This is a genomic window from Kineococcus deserti, assembly GCF_050871945.1.
Lineage (GTDB): Bacteria > Actinomycetota > Actinomycetes > Actinomycetales > Kineococcaceae > Kineococcus.
Genome location: NZ_JBJLSI010000002.1, coordinates 158,876 through 175,862, shown reverse-complemented (window position 1 = coordinate 175,862; position 16,987 = coordinate 158,876). Strand labels below are relative to the sequence as shown.

Below are 16,987 nucleotides of genomic sequence, written 5' to 3'. Positions count from 1 at the left end.
CCGGGTGAGTCCACGGTCCGCGCCGCCCGCCGCCCCGGCGCGGTCGTCGTTGGCCGACTCCGTCCACGCCTCCCTCCTGGCCTGGCTGATGGACGGCAACGCCGCGCCGGGGGCCCCGCTGAGCATCGACGGCCTGGCTCGCGACCTCGGGGTCTCCCCGACGCCGGTGCGCGAGGCGCTGGCCCGCATCGAGTTCACCGGTCTGGTGCAGCGCACGGCCATGCGCGGGTACCGCGTGGCCGGGATGCTCTCGCGCGATGAGGTCGACCAGCTGATGGACGCCCGGCTGCTGCTGGAGTGCCACAACGTGGCGCTGGCCGCCGAACGGGTCGGCGACGACCTCCTCGAGCAGCTGGCCGACACCGTCGACCGCATGACGCTGGCCCCCAAGGGGCCCTCGTTCGCCGACTACCGCGACTACCACCAGGCCGACAGCGACTTCCACCACCTGGTCAACCGGGGCGGTGGCAACGGCTTCCTGGCCGACGCCTTCGAGGGGCTCAACGGTCAGCTGCAGCGCTTCCGGCTGCGGTTGACGGGACAGGGCGTCACCGACGCCGAGCTCGCGATCGCCGAGCACGTCGCCGTGGTCGACGCCCTGCGGGCGCGGGACGGGGTGGCCGCCGCGGAGCGCATGCGCGACCACCTCGAGGCCGTGCGGGCCCGCGCGCTGGACGACCGCGCCGCCGCCGGTCTCGACGCCTCCTGACCGCACTCACCGCACGCGCCGGCCTCGATTGACACAACATCCTATTGGATGTTGTATCTGCGGCGAGGGACGGTGCGCACTGCGGCACCCCGGCCCTCGCCGTCCCGACGCCGGGACGATCCGCCGCGAACGAAGACGTCAGCACAGGAGCGAGCACAGTGACCTCTCCGTCCACTCCGGACCAGACCGCCCTGGTCGACTCCGCCGTCCGTCGCACGGTCAAGCGACTGATCCCCTTCCTGCTCCTCATGTACGTCATCGCGTTCCTCGACCGCAGCAACGTCGGGTTCGCCAAGGAGGAGCTCGAGATCAGCATCGGGCTGTCGGCCTCGGCGTACGCGCTCGGAGCCGGGCTCTTCTTCGTCGGGTACGCCGTCTTCGAGGTCCCCAGCAACCTGATCATGCACCGGGTCGGTGCCCGGTGGTGGATGGCCCGGATCATGGTGACCTGGGGCGTCATCGCCACGTCCTTCATGTTCGTGCAGAACGAGACGATGTTCTACGTCCTGCGTTTCCTGCTCGGCGTCGCCGAGGCCGGTTTCTTCCCCGGCGTCCTGCTGTACCTGACGTACTGGTTCCCCGAGCAGCGGCGCGCGTTCGCCACCGGCCTGTTCCAGATGGGGCTGCCGCTGGCGAACATCGTCGGTGGGCCGCTGTCCGGCGGGCTGCTGGAGATGGACGGCCTGGCCGGTCTGGCCGGCTACCAGTGGCTGTTCATGGTCGAGGGGCTCATCGCCGTCGTCGTCGGCGTCATCGCCGTGTTCTACCTGACGGACCGTCCCGAGACGGCCCGGTGGATGCCGGCCGCGGAGAAGGACGCCCTGCTGGCCCGGCTGGCCCAGGACAACGAGGGCCGCGAGGCCGCCGGTGGCCACCGGGGCTGGGGCAAGGCCCTGCTCGACCCCCGCGTCCTGTACTTCTGCCTGATCTGCCTGTGCATCCAGGCCGCCGTCTACGGGCTCACGTTCTTCCTGCCCACCCAGGTCGCGGCGATCACCGGCCGCGAGGTCGGGTTCCAGGTCGGCCTGCTCACCTCCGTCCCGTGGCTGTGCGCCCTCGTCACGATCGCGGTCCTGCCCAGGTTCGCCGACCGCACCGGCCGGCACCGTGAGATCGGTGCCGCGCTGCTGGTCCTGTCCGGCGCCGGCATCGCCGTCTCGGCGGTGGCCGACAGCGCCGTCGTCGCGATCGTCGCCCTGTGCGTCGCCGCCGTCGGTTTCGTCACCTGCCAGCCGCTGTTCTGGACCCTGCCCACCCGGTACCTCAGCGGCGCCGCGCTCGCGGCGGGTTTCGGCCTCGTCAACGGCCTGGGGAACCTGGGCGGCTTCATCGCCCCCAACATCCGCGTCTGGGCCGAGGAGACGTTCGAGTCCACGACCGCGGGCCTGTTCGCCCTGGCCGGCATGGCCGTCCTCGGCGCGCTGTTCCTGCTGGGCACCAAGCTGATGCGTGACACCACCTCGCAGGAGACGGTCACCCGGACCGTCACCGCAACCCGCTGAGCCACTCCTTCGACCACCTGGAGACCACCATGGAGTTCCCCGCCCGCCGCACCGCCGTCGTCACCGGCGTCGGCGCCCCCCGCGGCATCGGCCGCGTCGTCGCCCGCCGCCTCGCCCAGGACGGCTGGAGCCTGGGACTGGTCGACATCTCCGCCGACGGCGTCGTCGAGATCGGCGACGAACTGCGCGCCGCCGGTGTCGAGGTCCACGGCGTCGCGACCGACATCTCCTCGCCCGACTCCGTCGCCGCCGCCTTCGCCGAGTTCGACGCGGCGCTGCCCCCGGTCGTCGGCCTGGTGAACCTGGCCGGCATCGCGAACCCGACGCCCATCCTCGACATCACCGTCGCGGAGTGGGACCGGACGATGGCCGTGAACGCCACCGGTTCGCTGCTGATGATCCAGGCGGCCGCCCGCCGGATGATCCAGACCGGTGTGGGCCGCATCGTCAACACCTCCTCCATCACCGCCGTCGACGGTGGCGGGACGTTCTCCAAGACCGCCTACGCCGCAGCCAAGGCCGCGGTCCTGGGCCTGACCCGCGGCGCCGCCCGTGAACTGGGCCCGCACGGCATCACCGCCAACGCGATCCTGCCCGGGCCCATCGACACCGACATCATGGGCGGCAGGCTGACCGACGAGCGCAAGGCGGAGATGTCGGCCGGCATCCCCGTCGGGCGCGTCGGCCTGCCCTCCGACATCGCGGCGATGGTGTCGTTCCTGCTGTCGCAGGACGCCGGTTTCGTCAACGGCGTCAGCTACCAGGTGGACGGCGGCAAGCACATCAACTGACCGCCGGCTGACGCCGAACGCCGAACGCCCGCCCCCGACCGGGGGCGGGCGTTCGGCGTTCCACGGGGGTCAGGCGGTGAACACGTACTCGGTGGTCGTGGTGAACTCCTGACCCGGGCGCAGCACCGAGTCCCCCAGCAGCGGCTGGTTCACCGCGTCGGGCAGCAGCTGCGTCTCCAGGCACAGCGCGTCGCCCTGGCGGACGGGCCGGCCCTCGAGCGTGCGCCAGGACCCGTCGAGGAAGTTGCCCGAGTAGAACTGCAGCCCGGGCAGGTCCGTGCGGACGGTGACCGTCCGGCCGCTGCGGGGGCCGGTGACCGTGGCGACCTCGCGCAGGGTTCCGGGCGCGTCGAGCACCATGCAGTGGTCGTAGCCGCCGGCGACGAGCAGTTGCGGGTCGGCGTCGCGCAGCCGGTCGCCGAGGCGGGTGGGTCCGGAGAAGTCGAACGGGGTGCCGGCGGTGGGGCTGAGTTCACCGGTGGGGATGAGGTTCGCGTCGATCGGCAGGTAGCGCGAGGCGGCCAGCCGCACGACGTGGTCCTCGACGGAGCCGGCGCCGTCCAGGGCGAAGTAGGCGTGGTTGGTGAGGTTCACCGGGGTGGGGGCGTCGGTCGTCGCCCGGTAGTCCAGCCGCAACGTCACCGCAGACCCCTCGGCCCGCAGCGAGTAGGTCACCGCGGCCCGCAGGTTGCCGGGGAAGCCCATGTCGCCGTCGTTGCTGTGCAGCGAGAATCGGACTCCCGGGGCGCCGTCGACGTCGACCTCGGCCGCCGTCCAGACCCGCTGGTCGAAACCCTCCGCGCCGCCGTGCAGCGCGTTGGGGCCGTCGTTGACCGGGACCTGGTGCTGCGTCCCGTCGACGGAGAACCGGCCGCCGGCGAGCCGGTTCGCCACGCGGCCCACGACGGCGCCGGGGTAGCCCGAGGCGGCCTCGTACGCCGCGACGTCGGGCAGGCCGACGACCACATCGCCCAGGGTCGCGTCGGCGGCCGGGACGCGGACCTGCTGCAGCGTCGCCCCGCGGGTCAGGACCGCCGCGCTCGCGCCCGAGGGCAGCCGCAGTTCCCAGCGCTCGACGGGTTCTCCGCGCCGGGTCCGTCCGAAGGGGCTGCTGTGCACCGTTGCGCTCATGCGGGCATCGTGCCCTACGCGTTCGGGCGCGGGACGACGTGCCGGTTCCCGGGGCTACCGCAGCGCCCAGTCGATCCCCTCCCCGCCCTGCGCGCGCAGCAGTTCGTCGACCCGGCTGAAGGGGCGGGAACCGAAGAACCCGCGGGAGGCCGACAGCGGGCTGGGGTGCACGCCGGCCACGACGGGGACGTCCCCCAGCAGCGGGGTCACCGTCTGCGCGTCGCGGCCCCACAGCAGCGCGACCAGGGGGCCGCCGCGGGCGGCCAGCGCCCGCACGGCGGCGTCGGTCACGGCCTGCCAGCCGATCCTGCGGTGCGAGCCGGAACTGCCCGCGCGCACGGTCAGCACCCGGTTCAGCAGCAGCACCCCCGCGGCGGTCCAGGCCGAGAGGTCGCCGTGCTCGGGCGGGACGACGCCGACGTCCTCGCGCAGTTCCCGGCCGATGTTCACCAGGCTGCGCGGCAGCGGCCGCACGTGGGGCTCGACGGCGAAGCTCAGCCCGACCGGGTGGCCGACGGTGGGGTAGGGGTCCTGGCCGACGAGCAGCACCCGGACGTCGTCGAAGGGCTGCCGGAAGGCGCGCAGGACGTTGCCCGGGGCGGGCAGCCACAGCTCCGGCTCGGCCGCCAGCGCCGCCGAGACGCGCACCAGGTCGGCCCGGGCCCCGGCCAGGGCGGTGGCCCAGCCGGGGTCCAGGGAGTCGATCCCGAGGCCCGCCGGGTCGTCCGCCGTAGCCGGGAAGGTCGGCGCCGGCGGGGTGGTTGAGGAGGGTGGGTCGGGAGTCACGGGTGCGACGTTACCCACCGGTCGGCGCGCCCGCAGGGGTGAATGACACCGGTGTGGTGCGCTCCTAGACTCACCCCCGGGCCGCCGGGCACGGGGGCCGTGGTGAGAGGGGTGGACACGTGGAGCGGTCGGACGCAGCGGCGCGCAAGGAGCCCGGCGCAGACCTGAGCGGACACGTGCAGGAGCAGCCCGCCGGGCAGCTGCCCGAGGGGCTCAGCCGCCGGGACGCCGAGATCCTCGCCTTCGAGCGGCAGTGGTGGAAGTACGCCGGCGCCAAGGAGCAGGCCGTGCGTGAGCTGTTCGACCTCTCGCCCACGCGGTACTACCAGTTGCTCAACGCCCTCATCGACTCCCCGGCCGCCCTGGCGCACGACCCGATGCTCGTCAAGCGGTTGCGCCGGATGCGGGCCAGCCGGCAGCGCGCCCGCTCCGCCCGCCGACTGGGCGTCCAGCCCTGACGCCGCGCGGTGGCCAGGCGCGGCGGTTGGCTGCCCGCCGTGGCGCACACCGGACACGGCGCGGCCCGGCCGGCGTGCTGGTGCTGGTGCTCGTCTGGCTCCTCGTCGTGGCGGTCGTGGTGACCGGAGCCGTTCTCCTCGTACGTTCCGTGGCCGCTCCGTTGCTGGACGTCGTGGGCCGGGTTCTCTGAGGGTGTCCCGGGTGACGGTTCCGTGAAGACGAGGTTCGCAGAACCTTGTCCCACGAGCCCCCTCCCGCACTAACCTGAGCAGCGGTCGATCAGTTCGATGAGCACGTCCTCTCGGGGGGGAAGCGCACGTCGGGCGTCGCCCACGGCCTCATCGCCGCGGGCAGCGTGAGACCCGTGTCCGGCGCTGCCGGAGGCGTTTCCGCTCGCTGCACCACCAGGAGAAGGCAATGGCTCAGGGCACCGTGAAGTGGTTCAACGCCGAGAAGGGGTACGGCTTCATCACCGTCGACGACGGTGGCGCTGACGTGTTCGTCCACTACTCGGCCATCGTGGCGGACGGCTACCGCTCCCTCGAGGAGGGGCAGCGCGTCGAGTTCGAGGTCGGCCAGGGGCAGAAGGGCCCGCAGGCCGAGAGCGTCCGCGCCGTCTGACCCGCTCGGGGTGGCGGTCCGGTGTCCGCACCGCCACCCCGGGCCCGTCGCGTCAGTCCGTCGCCGGCAGCGCGGAGATCTCGAACTCGAGGGTCACCGTGTCCGAGACCAGGACGCCGCCGGTCTCCAGGGGAGCGTTCCACACGACGTCGTAGTCGCTGCGCTTGATCTGCGTGCTGCCCTCGAAACCCAGCCGGGTGTTGCCGAACGGGTCCTTGGCCGCGCCGGTGTACTCGAAGTCGATCGCCACCGGCCGGGTGGTGGCCTTGATGGTGAGGTCACCGCGGATCCGGTGGATCCGCGGGCCGACCTCCTCCACGCTGCGCGAACGGAACGCGATCGTCGGGTGGTGCGGGGCGTCGAAGAAGTCGTTGGTGCGCAGGTGCTCGTCCCGGTGCGGGTCGCGGGTGTCGACGCTGGCGACCGCGACGTCCACCTGCACCCAGCTCGCCGCGGGGTCGGTGAAGTCGACGTGGGCTCGGCCGGTGAAGTCGAGGAACTGCCCGCGCACCCGCGTGACCATCGCGTGCCGGGCCACGAAGCCGATCCGGCTGTGGCTGGGGTCCAGAACGTAGTCCCCGGACATCTCCTCGACCCGGCGCATCTGCAACGCCTGGATCCGCATCGACAGCTCGGACAACTCGGGGCTCCTGGTGGTTCTCGGGGGCGTGGCCTCTGGAGGTGTCGGGCGCCGCGGTGGCGTTCTGACCCGGCGCCACCCGGACGGCCCCCGCAGATCACGCGTCCGGTGCACCACGGGCGCCGTCGGCTTGCACGACGGGTGTCGATGTGGTTCACGGAAGCGGCCGCCCCCGGGTTCGCGGCGGGTGAACGCGCGGCCCAGGGGGTTTGCACTCGAGGGGGTCGAGTGCCAACATTGGCGTTGGCACTCTCGAGTCGAGAGTGACAACAGCACCTCGACCCGGGAGCGAAGCTCCCTGGCCGGTCCGGTGAGACCGTCGGGCGCTGGGGGACGTGACCCCAGGGACCGCGGTCGTCCGTCGCGGGCACCGTTCCGGCCGCCCACCGCCCGTCTTCTGGGAGGAACACCAGGCATGAGCAAGATCATCGCCTTCGACGAAGAGGCTCGTCGCGGCCTCGAGCGCGGGATGAACCAGCTCGCCGACGCTGTCAAGGTGACGCTCGGCCCCAAGGGCCGCAACGTCGTCCTGGAGAAGAAGTGGGGCGCCCCCACGATCACCAACGACGGTGTGAGCATCGCCAAGGAGATCGAGCTCGACGACCCGTACGAGAAGATCGGCGCCGAGCTCGTCAAGGAAGTCGCCAAGAAGACGGACGACGTCGCCGGCGACGGCACCACCACCGCCACCGTCCTGGCCCAGGCGCTCGTGCGCGAGGGTCTGCGCAACGTGGCCGCGGGTGCGAACCCGATGGGCCTCAAGCGCGGCATCGAGAAGGCCGTCGAGGCCGTGACCGAGCAGCTGCTCGGCGCCGCCAAGGAGGTCACCACCAAGGAGCAGATCGCGGCCACCGCCGGGATCTCCGCCGGTGACGCCTCCATCGGCGAGCTCATCGCCGAGGCGCTCGACAAGGTCGGCAAGGAAGGTGTCATCACCGTCGAGGAGAGCAACACCTTCGGCCTCGAGCTCGAGCTCACCGAGGGCATGCGCTTCGACAAGGGCTACATCTCGCCCTACTTCGTCACCGACGCCGAGCGTCAGGAGACCGAGCTCGAGGACCCGTACCTCCTCGTCCTCAACTCCAAGATCTCGACCGTCAAGGACCTGCTCCCGCTGCTGGAGAAGGTCATGCAGTCGGGCAAGCCGCTCGTCATCATCGCCGAGGACGTCGAGGGCGAAGCCCTCGCGACCCTGGTCGTGAACAAGATCCGCGGCACCTTCAAGTCCGTCGCCGTCAAGGCCCCGGGCTTCGGCGACCGCCGCAAGGCCATGCTGAACGACATCGCCATCCTCACCGGTGGCCAGGTCATCTCCGAGGAGGTCGGCCTCAAGCTCGACACCGCGGACCTCGACCTGCTGGGCCGCGCCCGCAAGGTCGTCGTCACCAAGGACGAGACCACGATCGTCGAGGGTGCCGGCGACGCCGACGCCATCGCCGGCCGCGTGGGCCAGATCCGCGCCGAGATCGAGCGCAGCGACTCCGACTACGACCGCGAGAAGCTCCAGGAGCGTCTTGCCAAGCTGGCCGGCGGCGTGGCCGTCATCAAGGCCGGCGCGGCGACCGAGGTCGAGCTCAAGGAGCGCAAGCACCGCATCGAGGACGCCGTCCGCAACGCGAAGGCCGCCGTCGAGGAGGGCATCGTCGCCGGTGGTGGCGTGGCCCTCATCCAGGCCGGTGCCGCGGCGTTCGAGAAGCTCGAGCTGTCCGGTGACGAGGCCACGGGCGCGAACATCGTCAAGGTCGCCGTCGAGGCTCCGCTGAAGCAGATCGCCGTCAACGCCGGCCTCGAGGGCGGCGTCGTGGCGGAGAAGGTGCGCGGCCTGCCCACCGGTCACGGCCTGAACGCCGCCACCGGCGAGTACGTCGACCTGCTCGACGCCGGCATCAACGACCCGGTCAAGGTGACGCGCTCCGCGCTGCAGAACGCCGCCTCCATCGCGGCGCTCTTCCTCACCACCGAGGCCGTCATCGCCGACAAGCCGGAGAAGGCCGCTGCGGCCCCGGCCGGCGACGGTGGCATGGGCGGCATGGACTTCTGAGTCCCGCCAGCTCCTGGTAGTACCCAGCACCACCCGCGAGGGCGGTCCTCCCACCGGAGGGCCGCCCTCGTGGCGTTCCGGCGTCCAACGCCCGGGGGCCGGTGCTCCCGGCGGCGGGAGCGTCCCGACCGTGCCAGATTGGCCACGGACCAGGACGCCGATCGCGAAGGAGCGCACGATGTTCGACCGTCTGAGCACCCCCGAGGAGATCTTCAGCTACAAGCTGGGGGCAGCCCTCACCATGGAGAAGGACACCCTGGCGATGCTGGGGGACCTCCAGGAGTCCGCCCGCCGCCCGGAGCTGAAGCAGTTGCTGGCCGAGCACGCAGAGGAGACCCGGCAGCAGATCCAGGTGGTCGAGCAGTGCTTCGCCCTGCTGGGCGAGGAGGTCGACGACTCCCCGTGCCCGGTCACCAAGGCGCTCGCCGCCGAGGCCGAGGCGACCCTGAAGAAGACCGACGACTCCCTCGTCGACGCCGTCATCCTCGCCGGCGCGCTGGAGACCGAGTACCACGAGCAGGCCGTCTACGAGACGCTGCTCCTGCACGCCCGCGCCCGCGGTGCGGCGCCCGTGGTGGCCCTGCTGGAGACCAACCTCGGCGTGGAGCGCACCGCCGGGGCGAAGGTCAAGGCGATGGCCGAGCAGATCGCCGTCAGCGGCATCGCCGTGCCCACCGAGGGCCTGAGCGGCGGGGCCAAGGCCGGCATCGCCGCCGGGGTCGCCGCGACGGTCGGCGCGGCCGCGGCCGCGGCCTCGAAGCTGGGGGAGCGCAAGGCCGAGGGCGAGGCGAAGGCCGCGGCCGCCGAGTCCCTGGATCGGGAACGGGTGGCCGGCACCGCCCCGGCCACCGGCGCGCACGCACCGGAGACCGCGCGCGCCGAGGAGTTCAACGACGACGCGCTTCAGGAGCGCATCGCCGAGACCGAGCACCGCGACCAGCACTAGGTGCACTGGCCAGGGACGTCGGTCAACCGGGTGATCGGGTCGTACCCGCGGTGGGAGGACGCCCGGGCGCTGGTCGCCCGGCACGACCCGCGGCGCAGGATCGCCAACGCCTTCACCGACCGCATCGGCCTCACCGCCTGACCGACCGCCACCGACCCCGTTCGAGAGGAGCACCGGACGTGCCGACCTCCGAGGACGTGGCCCGGGTGGCGCTCGCGCTGCCCGGGGCCGAGGAGGGAGCCCGACGCCACGGCCGGTCCTGGACCGTCGGCGGCAAGGCGTTCGCCTGGGAGCGCCCTTCACCGGGGCCGACCGCAAGCGGTTCGGCGACGCGGAGCCCCCGTCGGGGCAGATCCTCGCCGTCGCCTGCGAAGACCTGGGGGACGAGAGCGCCGTCTTGGCGCAGGGCCGGCGGGGGGTTCTTCGGCGTCGCCCACTCCGACGGGTACCTGGCCTACCTGGTGGCGCTGGAACAGGTCGGCGAGGACGACCTCGTGACGGCGCTGCAGGACGGCTGAGCGGCCGTGGCACCCGCCGGGTTGCGGCCCGGGCCGGGGCCGCATGGGCGAGCCCGCCGCGCCCGCGCGGCGGGCCGGCTCACACCACGGGCGGCCGGTCCACGTCGTAGAACTCCGCCCCCACCAGCAGTTCCTCCAGCGCGTCCAGGCCCCGCTCGGTGAGGAACGCCCGTTCGCTCTCGTGCACCGGGACGGCCTGCAGCCAGTGCACGTCCAACTCCGGTTCCAGGGGGTAGCGGGACAGGTGCGCGAAGTTGCCGGGGGCGGTGAACAGCAGGTGCGGGGCCCGGCCGCCCAGCAGGTCGGCGACGATGCCGGGCAGCACCGTGCCCGGCGACAACGGCCACGCCTCGCCGACGGCCGCGAACGCCGACGCCACCAGCAGCCCCGTCGCCAAGTGCCGTTCGACGCCCTCGAGGACCGTCACGAGTTCGATCCGGACGTCCGTGGCGCCCACGAGGTTGGGGTACCGGTGCAGCGACAGCGTCGAGACGGACGTGAAACCCGGCGACGGGGCGTCGACCGCGGTGAGCACGTCCAGCGACAGGGTCTCGTCGCGGTTGAGGAACTCCTCGATCTCCGGGCGGCCGTCGGGCACGAGCTGCTCGGCGACGAACCGGGCCATGGCCACCTCGGCGTCGCTGGGCGGCGGGACCTCCAGGCTCACGAGCTGATCCGTCCCTTCGGGCGCGCCGACTCCCACGCCAGCCCCGTCGCGGGGTCGGCGAGCGCCGCGACGGCCCCGTGCAGTTCGGGGGCGATCCAGGTGTCGTTGCCCGCCAGCGCGTCCAGCACGAACCTCGGGTGGGCGGTGAGCCGTTCGGCCAGCCGGAGACCCGCCGCGCGGGTGGTCTGCGCGAGGTCCTCCAGCTGCGGCCAGGGGCGTTCGGGGTTGACGTGGTCCGGCGTCAGCGGTGACACCCCGCCCCAGTCGTCGACGCCGGCGGCCAGCAGCTGCTCGCGCTGTCCCGGCTCGGACAGGTTCGGCGGGGCCTGCAGCGAGACCCCGGAACCCAGCAGGAGCCGGGCGACGGCGATCGTGGCCACGTACTCGGGGTGCTCCAGGTCGGCCTCGCCGCGCATGGCGGTGTCGTCCTTGGCGCGGAAGTTCTGGACGATGACCTCCTGGATGCCGTCGAACTCCTCGATCACGTCCTCGATCGCCAGGATCGAGTCGATGCGCTCGGCGTAGGTCTCGCCGATCCCGACGAGGATCCCGGAGGTGAACGGGACGCGGGCGCGGCCGGCGTCGCGCAGCACCCGCATCCGCAGCTCGGGGTCCTTGTCGGGGGAGCCGTGGTGCACCTGCCCGGGTTCGGTCCACAGCCGGCGCGAGGTCGTCTCCAGCATCATGCCCATCGAGGGGGCCAGCGGCCGGGAGGCCGTCAGCGCCTCCAGCGACATGACGCCGGGGTTCAGGTGCGGCAGCAGTCCCGTCTCGTCCAGGACCCGGCGCGCCAGGTGCTGCACGTACTCCATCGTCGAGCCGAAACCCCGTTCGGTCAGCCAGGCGCGGGCCTGCGGCCACCGGTCCTCCGGGGCGTCGCCGAGGGTGAACAGCGCCTCCTTGCAGCCCATCGCGGCGCCGTCGCGGGCGATCGCCAGGACGTCGTCCTCGGACAGGAACAGCACCGGCAACCGCCCGGGCACGGTGGCGAACGTGCAGTAGTGGCACCGGTCCCGGCACAACCGGGTGATCGGGACGAACACCTTGCGCGAGTAGGTGATGACCCCCGGGTGCCCGGCGCGGGCGAGGGCCTCGTCGCGGACCGGGCGCGCCAGGGCGCACAGGGCCTGCAGGTCCTCGCCGCGGCTGTGCAGCAGGACCTCGGCGTCGGCGCGGCCCAGGGCGCCGGCGGCGGCCGCGTCCAGCGCCCGGGACAGCTGCGCCCGCGAGGGTTCGCGTTCGGCCGGGGCGGCGTGCCGGCGGCGGGGGGAGGGCAGCAGATCGCTCACGAGCCTTCTTCCGGGGAGGGTCATCGGGGGGAGTCGGCCAGCACGCCGCGGGTGTGCGGACCGACCCCGAGGTCCAGGGCGTCGGTCAGGTCGTCGACGGTGTCCACGTCGCGGCGCAGCGAGGGCACCGGGGCCGGCAGCGCACGCGCCCCGGCGGCCAGGTGCCGGGCGGCCGAACCCGGTCCGAAGCGGTGCGGCAACCGGCCCTCGGTGTCGGCCAGCAGGACGCTGCCCGACCCTTCCGCGTCGGTCACCAGCAGCGGCCCGGGCGGCTGCGCCTCGGCCAGCGCGAGCGCCAGGTCGGCCGGGCGCAGGGCGGGCACGTCGCCGAGCAGGACGGCCGTCGGGCCGCGGTCCAGCCCGGCCAGGCCCGCGTCGATGGCCTGCGCCAGACCCGGGCGGCCGGGGGAGACGGTGACCGCGCCGATCGCGCGCGCCGCGTGCAGCACCTGCACGTCGTCGCTGACGCAGACCACCAGACCTACCCCGGGCGTGGCCACGCACGCGGCCAGGGAGTCCAGCGCCATCGCCAGCGCCAGCGAGCGACGCGTGGGCGGGGGCAGCGCCAGCCGGCTCTTCGCCTCGTCGCCGCCCTTGACGGGCACGACGATCCGCCAGCCGCTCACGTGCGTCACCGGGGGAGTCTCCCCCACGCCCGCCCTCACGGGAACACCTACCCTGCTGGTGTGGAGATCGACTCGTCGCGGCTGACCGTCCCCGCCCGCCGGGTCGTCCGGACCGCGGTGGGCACCGGACCCCTCGACGTCACCGAGCACGCCGCGCTCGTGGGCGACGCCGCCGCCGGAGCGGTCGTCACGTTCGCCGGGGTGGTCCGCGACCACGACCACGGCCGGGGGGTGCGCGAACTGGAGTACGTGGGCCACCCCAGCGCCGCCGCCGTCCTGGCCGCCGTCGTCGCCGAGGTGACCGCCGGGGTCGACGTCGACGCGGTCGCCGTCAGCCACCGGCTGGGGCACCTCGCCGTCGGGGACGTGGCGCTGGCCGTCGCCGTCTCCGCGGCGCACCGGGGTGAGGCGTTCGCGGCGTGCGCCCGGCTCGTCGACGAGGTCAAGGACCGGCTGCCGGTCTGGAAGCACCAGCACTTCACCGACGGCACGTCGGAGTGGGTCGCCTGCCCCTGACCCGCGGGCCGGGCGTTAGCCTCCTGCGGTGTCCGTCCCGCCAGTCCGCACCGCTCCCGAGGCCGCTCCCGAGACCGCTCTCGAGGCCGTCCTAGAGGTCGCGGAGCACGACCACTCCTCGCTGACCGACGAGCAGGCGGTCGCCCTGCTCGCCGCCGACGGGGCCGACCTGGAACGGCTCGCGCACCTGGCCGACGACGTGCGCCGGGCCCGGGTGGGCGACGACGTCACCTTCGTGGTCAACCGCAACCTCGACGGCACCCGCGTCGGCGCCGACCTCGGCCACGTCCGGGCCCTGGTGGCCGAGGCCGCGGCCCTGGGCGCCACCGAGGTCTGCGTGCAGGGACCCGTGCCCGCCGCGGCCGGGCCGGAGGGGTACCTGGAGCTGGTGCGGGCCGTGGCGCAGGCCGCACCCGGCATCCACCTGCACGCCTTCCGGGTGCCGGAGGTCCTCGAGGCCGCCGACCGCCGCGGCTCCTCGGTGCGGGAGTTCCTCACAGCGGCCCGCGACGCCGGTCTGGGGTCGGTGCCCGGCACGGCCGCCAAGGTCCTCGACGACGACGTGCGCACGCTGTTGAACGGGGGCGTTCCCGACCTGCCCGTGGCCCGGTGGGTCGAGGTGCTCACCACCGCGCACTCGCTCGGCCTGACCTCCACCTCCGTCATCGTCCACGGCGGCCCCGAGACCCCCGCCCAGCAGGTGGCGCACCTGCGGCTGCTCGCCACGATCGGGCGGCGGACGCGGGGGATCACCGAGTTCATCGCCATGCCCTCCCCGGCCGGCCCCTCGCCGCGCGCGGTCCGGGCCCTGCACGCCGTCGCCCGGCTGCTGCTGGACGGATCGGTCGACCACGTGCAGGCCGCCTGGCCCAAGCATCCCCCCGGTCTCGTGGAGCAGCTGCTGGCCGGGGGCGCCGACGACCTCGGGGGGTTGCTGCTCGACGGCGAGCTCGACCCCGCCGCCGGGCAGGAGGCCGGCACGACGCTGAGCCCGGAGGCGGCCGCGGCGCTCGCGGACCGGCTCGGCCGGCCGCTGCGGCAGCGCACGACCCGGTACGGCGTTCCTGCGTGACCCACGTCGAGGTCGCGGTCGTCGGGGCCGGGTTCGCCGGGCTGGGAGCGGCGCTGCGGTTGGCCCGCAGCGGCCGGCGCGACTTCGTCGTCCTCGAACGGGCCGCGCAGGTCGGCGGCACCTGGCGGGACAACACCTACCCCGGGGTCGCCTGCGACGTCCCCTCGCACCTGTACTCGTTCTCCTTCGCGCCCAAACCCGACTGGTCGCGCGTGTTCGCCCCCGGCGCGGAGATCCAGCAGTACCTGCGCGAGCGGGCGGCCGAGGTCGCGGGCAACCTCCGGCTGGGCTGCGAGGTGCTGGCCGCCCGCTGGTCCGGCGGGCGGTGGCGGCTGGAGACGACGACGGGGCCGGTCACGGCGCAGGTGCTCGTGCTGGCCGCCGGCCGGCTGACCGCGCCGCGGATCCCCGACCTGCCGGGGCTGCAGGAGTTCGGCGGCCCGGTGTTTCACACCGCGCGGTGGGACCACGACGTCGACCTGGCGGGGCTGCGGGTGGGGGTCGTCGGAACCGGCGCCTCGGCCGTGCAGGTCGTGCCGCAGCTGGTCGGCCGCGCCGCGCACGTGACGGTGTTCCAGCGCAGTGCCGCCTGGATCGTGCCGCGCCAGGACCGCGCCTACGAACCCGGGGAACTGGCGCTGTTCGCCCGCGACCCGGGTGTGCAGGCGGCCGACCGGGCGCGGACGTTTGCCGACATGGAACGCGGGCTGGCCGCCCGCCGGCTCGTCCCCGACGCCCTGGACGCACTGCGGCGCAAGGCGAGCGAGCACCTGGCCGCGCAGGTCGGCGACCCGGCGCTGCGGGCGGCGCTCACGCCGGACTACGAGATCGGCTGCAAGCGCGTCCTGCTGTCCGACGAGTTCTACCCGGCCCTGACCGGCCCGGAGGCCACGCTGGTGCCCGCCGCGGTGAGCTCGGTCGGGCCCGGGCTGGTGGAGGCCGGCGACGGTTCGCGGCACGCCCTGGACGCGCTGGTGCTGGCGACGGGGTTCCACTCCACCCGCCAGCCCTACGCCGAGCGGGTCGCCGGCCGGGACGGGGTGTCGCTGGCGCAGGCGTGGGCCGACGGGATGGTCTCGCACGCCTCGACCGTCGTGCACGGGTTCCCCAACCTCTTCGTCCTGGACGGTCCGAACGCGAGCCTGGGGCACAACTCGGCGGTGCACGTCATCGAGAGCCAGCTGGGGTACCTGCTGGGGGCGCTGGAGCACCTCGAGACCGTCGGCGGCCCGCTGGAGGTGAGCCTGGCGGCGCAGCAGGCGTACACGGCGCAGATCGACGCGATGGCGGGGGCCTCGGTGTGGCTGCGGGGACGGTGCTCGAGCTGGTACGTCGACGAGCGCACCGGCCGGCTGACGCTGCTGTGGCCGGACACCGCCACGGAGTTCCGCCGCCGCAACGGCAGCTTCGACCCCGCACCCTTCTTGTAGGACAAGTGCGGGCACTTGTACGATGAGTGCTGACCGCAGCAACGGAGCCCGCCGTCAGGAGAACCCGTGACCCTCACCGACACCCACCCGGTCCGCACCCCGACCGCGTACGTGCCCGACCGCATCCGGCACGTGAAGCTGTCCACCGCGACGCTGCCGCTGGCCACGGCGATCAGCGACGCCAAGGTCCTCACCGGCCGCCAGCGGCCCATGACCGAGATCGTGTTCCTCTTCGCCGAGATCAGCACCGAGCAGGGTTTCTCGGCGACGGGTTTCAGCTACTCCAAGCGCGCCGGCGGTCCGGCCCAGTACGCCCACGCCCGCGAGGTGGGCGACCGGCTGATCGGCGAGGACCCCAACGACATCGACAAGGTCTACACCAAACTCCTGTGGGCCGGCGCGTCGGTGGGGCGCAGTGGTGTTGCGACACAGGCGATCGCGGCCATCGACATCGCGCTGTACGACCTCAAGGCCAAACGGGCCGGGCTGCCGCTGGCCAAGCTGCTGGGCGCCCACCGCGACTCGGTCCGCTGCTACAACACCTCCGGCGGTTTCCTGCACGCCCCGCTGGAGGAGGTCGTGGCGCGCGCCGACGAGTCGCTCGCGGCGGGGATCGGCGGCATCAAGGTCAAGGTCGGCCAGCCCGACCAGCGCGAGGACCTGCGCCGGGTCGGCGCCGTGCGCGAGCACCTCGGCGCCGGCGTCCCGCTCATGGTCGACGCCAACCAGCAGTGGGACCGCACCTCGGCGCTGCGGATGGGGCGGGCGCTGGAGGAATTCGACCTGGTCTGGATCGAGGAACCCCTCGACGCCTACGACGCCGTCGGGCACGCCGACCTCGCCCGCGCCCTGGACACCCCCGTCGCGACGGGGGAGATGCTCTCCAGCGTCGGCGAGCACCTCGCGCTGGTCGAGCACCGCTCGGCCGACGTCATCCAGCCCGACGCCCCGCGCATCGGCGGCATCACCCCGTTCCTGCGGCTGGCGACCATCGCCGACCAGGCCGGCCTCGACCTCGCCCCGCACTTCGCGATGGAGATCCACCTGCACCTGGCCGCCACCTACCCGCGCGAGCCGTGGGTCGAGCACTTCGAGTGGCTCAACCCGCTGTTCGAGGAGCGGCTGGAGACGAAGGACGGGCGGATGCTCGTCCCCGACCGGCCGGGCCTGGGGTTCACCCTCACCGGGCAGGCGCGGGCGTGGACGACGGACAGCGTGGAGTTCGGCGTCTCGTGAGGACCGT

General features: G+C 73.5%; 18 protein-coding genes and 1 pseudogene. 13 read left to right on the top strand and 6 right to left on the bottom strand.

Annotation, left to right across the window (positions count from 1 at the left end; translation table 11 throughout):
• Positions 1–4 precede the first annotated feature (4 nt).
• From ACRYR2_RS02795 to ACRYR2_RS02785, 3 genes are all read left to right on the top strand, one after another.
• Positions 5–709 (top strand): GntR family transcriptional regulator, encoded by a 705-nt coding sequence (locus ACRYR2_RS02795; RefSeq protein ID WP_432561293.1) that lies wholly within the window; start codon positions 5–7, stop codon positions 707–709.
• Between the two features lie 158 nt (positions 710–867).
• The gene (locus ACRYR2_RS02790) at positions 868–2,211 is read left to right on the top strand and encodes an MFS transporter (protein WP_432561292.1); all 1,344 of its coding nucleotides are present in this window, start codon (positions 868–870) and stop codon (positions 2,209–2,211) included.
• Positions 2,212–2,240: 29 nt separating this feature from the next.
• Positions 2,241–3,002, top strand: coding sequence for an SDR family NAD(P)-dependent oxidoreductase (locus ACRYR2_RS02785; protein ID WP_432561291.1), 762 nt, complete (start codon positions 2,241–2,243; stop codon positions 3,000–3,002).
• Positions 3,003–3,071: 69 nt separating this feature from the next.
• On the opposite strand, the gene ACRYR2_RS02780 is transcribed toward ACRYR2_RS02785, so the two are convergent.
• Together ACRYR2_RS02780 and ACRYR2_RS02775 are read right to left on the bottom strand one after the other, a co-directional pair.
• Positions 3,072–4,133 (bottom strand): aldose epimerase family protein, encoded by a 1,062-nt coding sequence (locus tag ACRYR2_RS02780; protein ID WP_432561290.1) that lies wholly within the window; start codon positions 4,131–4,133, stop codon positions 3,072–3,074.
• Between the two features lie 54 nt (positions 4,134–4,187).
• Positions 4,188–4,838 carry a uracil-DNA glycosylase gene (locus ACRYR2_RS02775; protein ID WP_432561378.1) on the bottom strand — a complete coding sequence of 217 codons (651 nt, stop codon included), beginning with the start codon at positions 4,836–4,838 and terminating at the stop codon, positions 4,188–4,190.
• 245 nt (positions 4,839–5,083) lie between these two features.
• Between ACRYR2_RS02775 and ACRYR2_RS02770 the strand changes: the two genes are divergently transcribed.
• From ACRYR2_RS02770 to ACRYR2_RS02760, 3 genes are all read left to right on the top strand, one after another.
• Positions 5,084–5,377 (top strand): DUF3263 domain-containing protein, encoded by a 294-nt coding sequence (locus tag ACRYR2_RS02770; RefSeq protein ID WP_432561377.1) that lies wholly within the window; start codon positions 5,084–5,086, stop codon positions 5,375–5,377.
• 26 nt (positions 5,378–5,403) lie between these two features.
• The gene (locus ACRYR2_RS02765) at positions 5,404–5,568 is read left to right on the top strand and encodes a hypothetical protein (RefSeq protein ID WP_432561289.1); all 165 of its coding nucleotides are present in this window, start codon (positions 5,404–5,406) and stop codon (positions 5,566–5,568) included.
• 227 nt (positions 5,569–5,795) lie between these two features.
• The gene (locus ACRYR2_RS02760; RefSeq protein WP_432561288.1) at positions 5,796–5,999 is read left to right on the top strand and encodes a cold-shock protein; all 204 of its coding nucleotides are present in this window, start codon (positions 5,796–5,798) and stop codon (positions 5,997–5,999) included.
• A 52-nt stretch (positions 6,000–6,051) separates the two neighbouring features.
• Here the strand turns inward: ACRYR2_RS02760 and ACRYR2_RS02755 are convergent, their stop codons facing one another.
• Complete coding sequence (locus ACRYR2_RS02755) at positions 6,052–6,603, bottom strand: YceI family protein (protein WP_432561376.1); 552 nt, start codon at positions 6,601–6,603, stop codon at positions 6,052–6,054.
• 451 nt (positions 6,604–7,054) lie between these two features.
• Here ACRYR2_RS02755 and groL point away from each other — a divergent pair, with 451 nt between their 5' ends.
• The 3 genes from groL (at position 7,055) to ACRYR2_RS02740 (ending at position 10,144) form a co-directional block, all read left to right on the top strand.
• On the top strand, positions 7,055–8,680 hold the full coding sequence (gene groL / locus ACRYR2_RS02750) for a chaperonin GroEL (RefSeq protein ID WP_432561287.1): 1,626 nt from the start codon (positions 7,055–7,057) through the stop codon (positions 8,678–8,680).
• Positions 8,681–8,858: 178 nt separating this feature from the next.
• On the top strand, positions 8,859–9,626 hold the full coding sequence (locus tag ACRYR2_RS02745) for a DUF892 family protein (protein ID WP_432561286.1): 768 nt from the start codon (positions 8,859–8,861) through the stop codon (positions 9,624–9,626).
• A 179-nt stretch (positions 9,627–9,805) separates the two neighbouring features.
• Positions 9,806–10,144 carry a hypothetical protein gene (locus ACRYR2_RS02740; RefSeq protein ID WP_432561285.1) on the top strand — a complete coding sequence of 113 codons (339 nt, stop codon included), beginning with the start codon at positions 9,806–9,808 and terminating at the stop codon, positions 10,142–10,144.
• Between the two features lie 79 nt (positions 10,145–10,223).
• On the opposite strand, the gene ACRYR2_RS02735 is transcribed toward ACRYR2_RS02740, so the two are convergent.
• The 3 genes and pseudogenes from ACRYR2_RS02735 to cofC all read right to left on the bottom strand — a co-directional run bounded on the left by ACRYR2_RS02735 (position 10,224) and on the right by cofC (position 12,735).
• Positions 10,224–10,811: a suppressor of fused domain protein gene (locus tag ACRYR2_RS02735; RefSeq protein WP_432561284.1), complete on the bottom strand. Its 588-nt coding sequence runs from the start codon at positions 10,809–10,811 to the stop codon at positions 10,224–10,226.
• A gap of 8 nt (positions 10,812–10,819) precedes the next feature.
• Positions 10,820–12,124: pseudogene (cofG, locus tag ACRYR2_RS02730) on the bottom strand (7,8-didemethyl-8-hydroxy-5-deazariboflavin synthase CofG); the annotation flags it as partial.
• Positions 12,121–12,735, bottom strand: a complete 615-nt coding sequence (gene cofC, locus ACRYR2_RS02725; protein ID WP_432561283.1) for a 2-phospho-L-lactate guanylyltransferase — start codon at positions 12,733–12,735, stop codon at positions 12,121–12,123. The pseudogene cofG and the gene cofC, both read right to left, overlap by 4 nt.
• Positions 12,736–12,786: 51 nt before the next feature.
• Here cofC and ACRYR2_RS02720 point away from each other — a divergent pair, with 51 nt between their 5' ends.
• From ACRYR2_RS02720 to ACRYR2_RS02705, 4 genes are all read left to right on the top strand, one after another.
• Positions 12,787–13,242, top strand: a complete 456-nt coding sequence (locus tag ACRYR2_RS02720; protein WP_432561282.1) for a molybdenum cofactor biosynthesis protein MoaE — start codon at positions 12,787–12,789, stop codon at positions 13,240–13,242.
• Between the two features lie 28 nt (positions 13,243–13,270).
• A complete protein-coding gene (locus ACRYR2_RS02715; RefSeq protein ID WP_432561281.1) occupies positions 13,271–14,314 on the top strand; it encodes an FO synthase in 1,044 nt (347 codons plus the stop codon).
• Entirely contained in the window at positions 14,311–15,744 is a 1,434-nt protein-coding gene (locus ACRYR2_RS02710) for a flavin-containing monooxygenase (RefSeq protein WP_432561280.1), read from the top strand. The genes ACRYR2_RS02715 and ACRYR2_RS02710 overlap by 4 nt, the downstream gene beginning before the upstream one ends.
• Before the next feature lie 66 nt (positions 15,745–15,810).
• A complete protein-coding gene (locus ACRYR2_RS02705) occupies positions 15,811–16,980 on the top strand; it encodes an L-talarate/galactarate dehydratase (RefSeq protein WP_432561279.1) in 1,170 nt (389 codons plus the stop codon).
• Positions 16,981–16,987: the final 7 nt, after the last annotated feature.

Coding starts and splice junctions, on each gene's coding strand:
- ACRYR2_RS02760 (WP_432561288.1), top strand. CDS start 5,796: ATGGCTCAGGGCACCGTGAAGTGGTTCAACGCCGAGAAGGGGTACGGC.
- ACRYR2_RS02755 (WP_432561376.1), bottom strand. CDS start 6,603: ATGCGCCGGGTCGAGGAGATGTCCGGGGACTACGTTCTGGACCCCAGC.
- groL (WP_432561287.1), top strand. CDS start 7,055: ATGAGCAAGATCATCGCCTTCGACGAAGAGGCTCGTCGCGGCCTCGAG.
- ACRYR2_RS02780 (WP_432561290.1), bottom strand. CDS start 4,133: ATGAGCGCAACGGTGCACAGCAGCCCCTTCGGACGGACCCGGCGCGGA.
- ACRYR2_RS02785 (WP_432561291.1), top strand. CDS start 2,241: ATGGAGTTCCCCGCCCGCCGCACCGCCGTCGTCACCGGCGTCGGCGCC.
- ACRYR2_RS02745 (WP_432561286.1), top strand. CDS start 8,859: ATGTTCGACCGTCTGAGCACCCCCGAGGAGATCTTCAGCTACAAGCTG.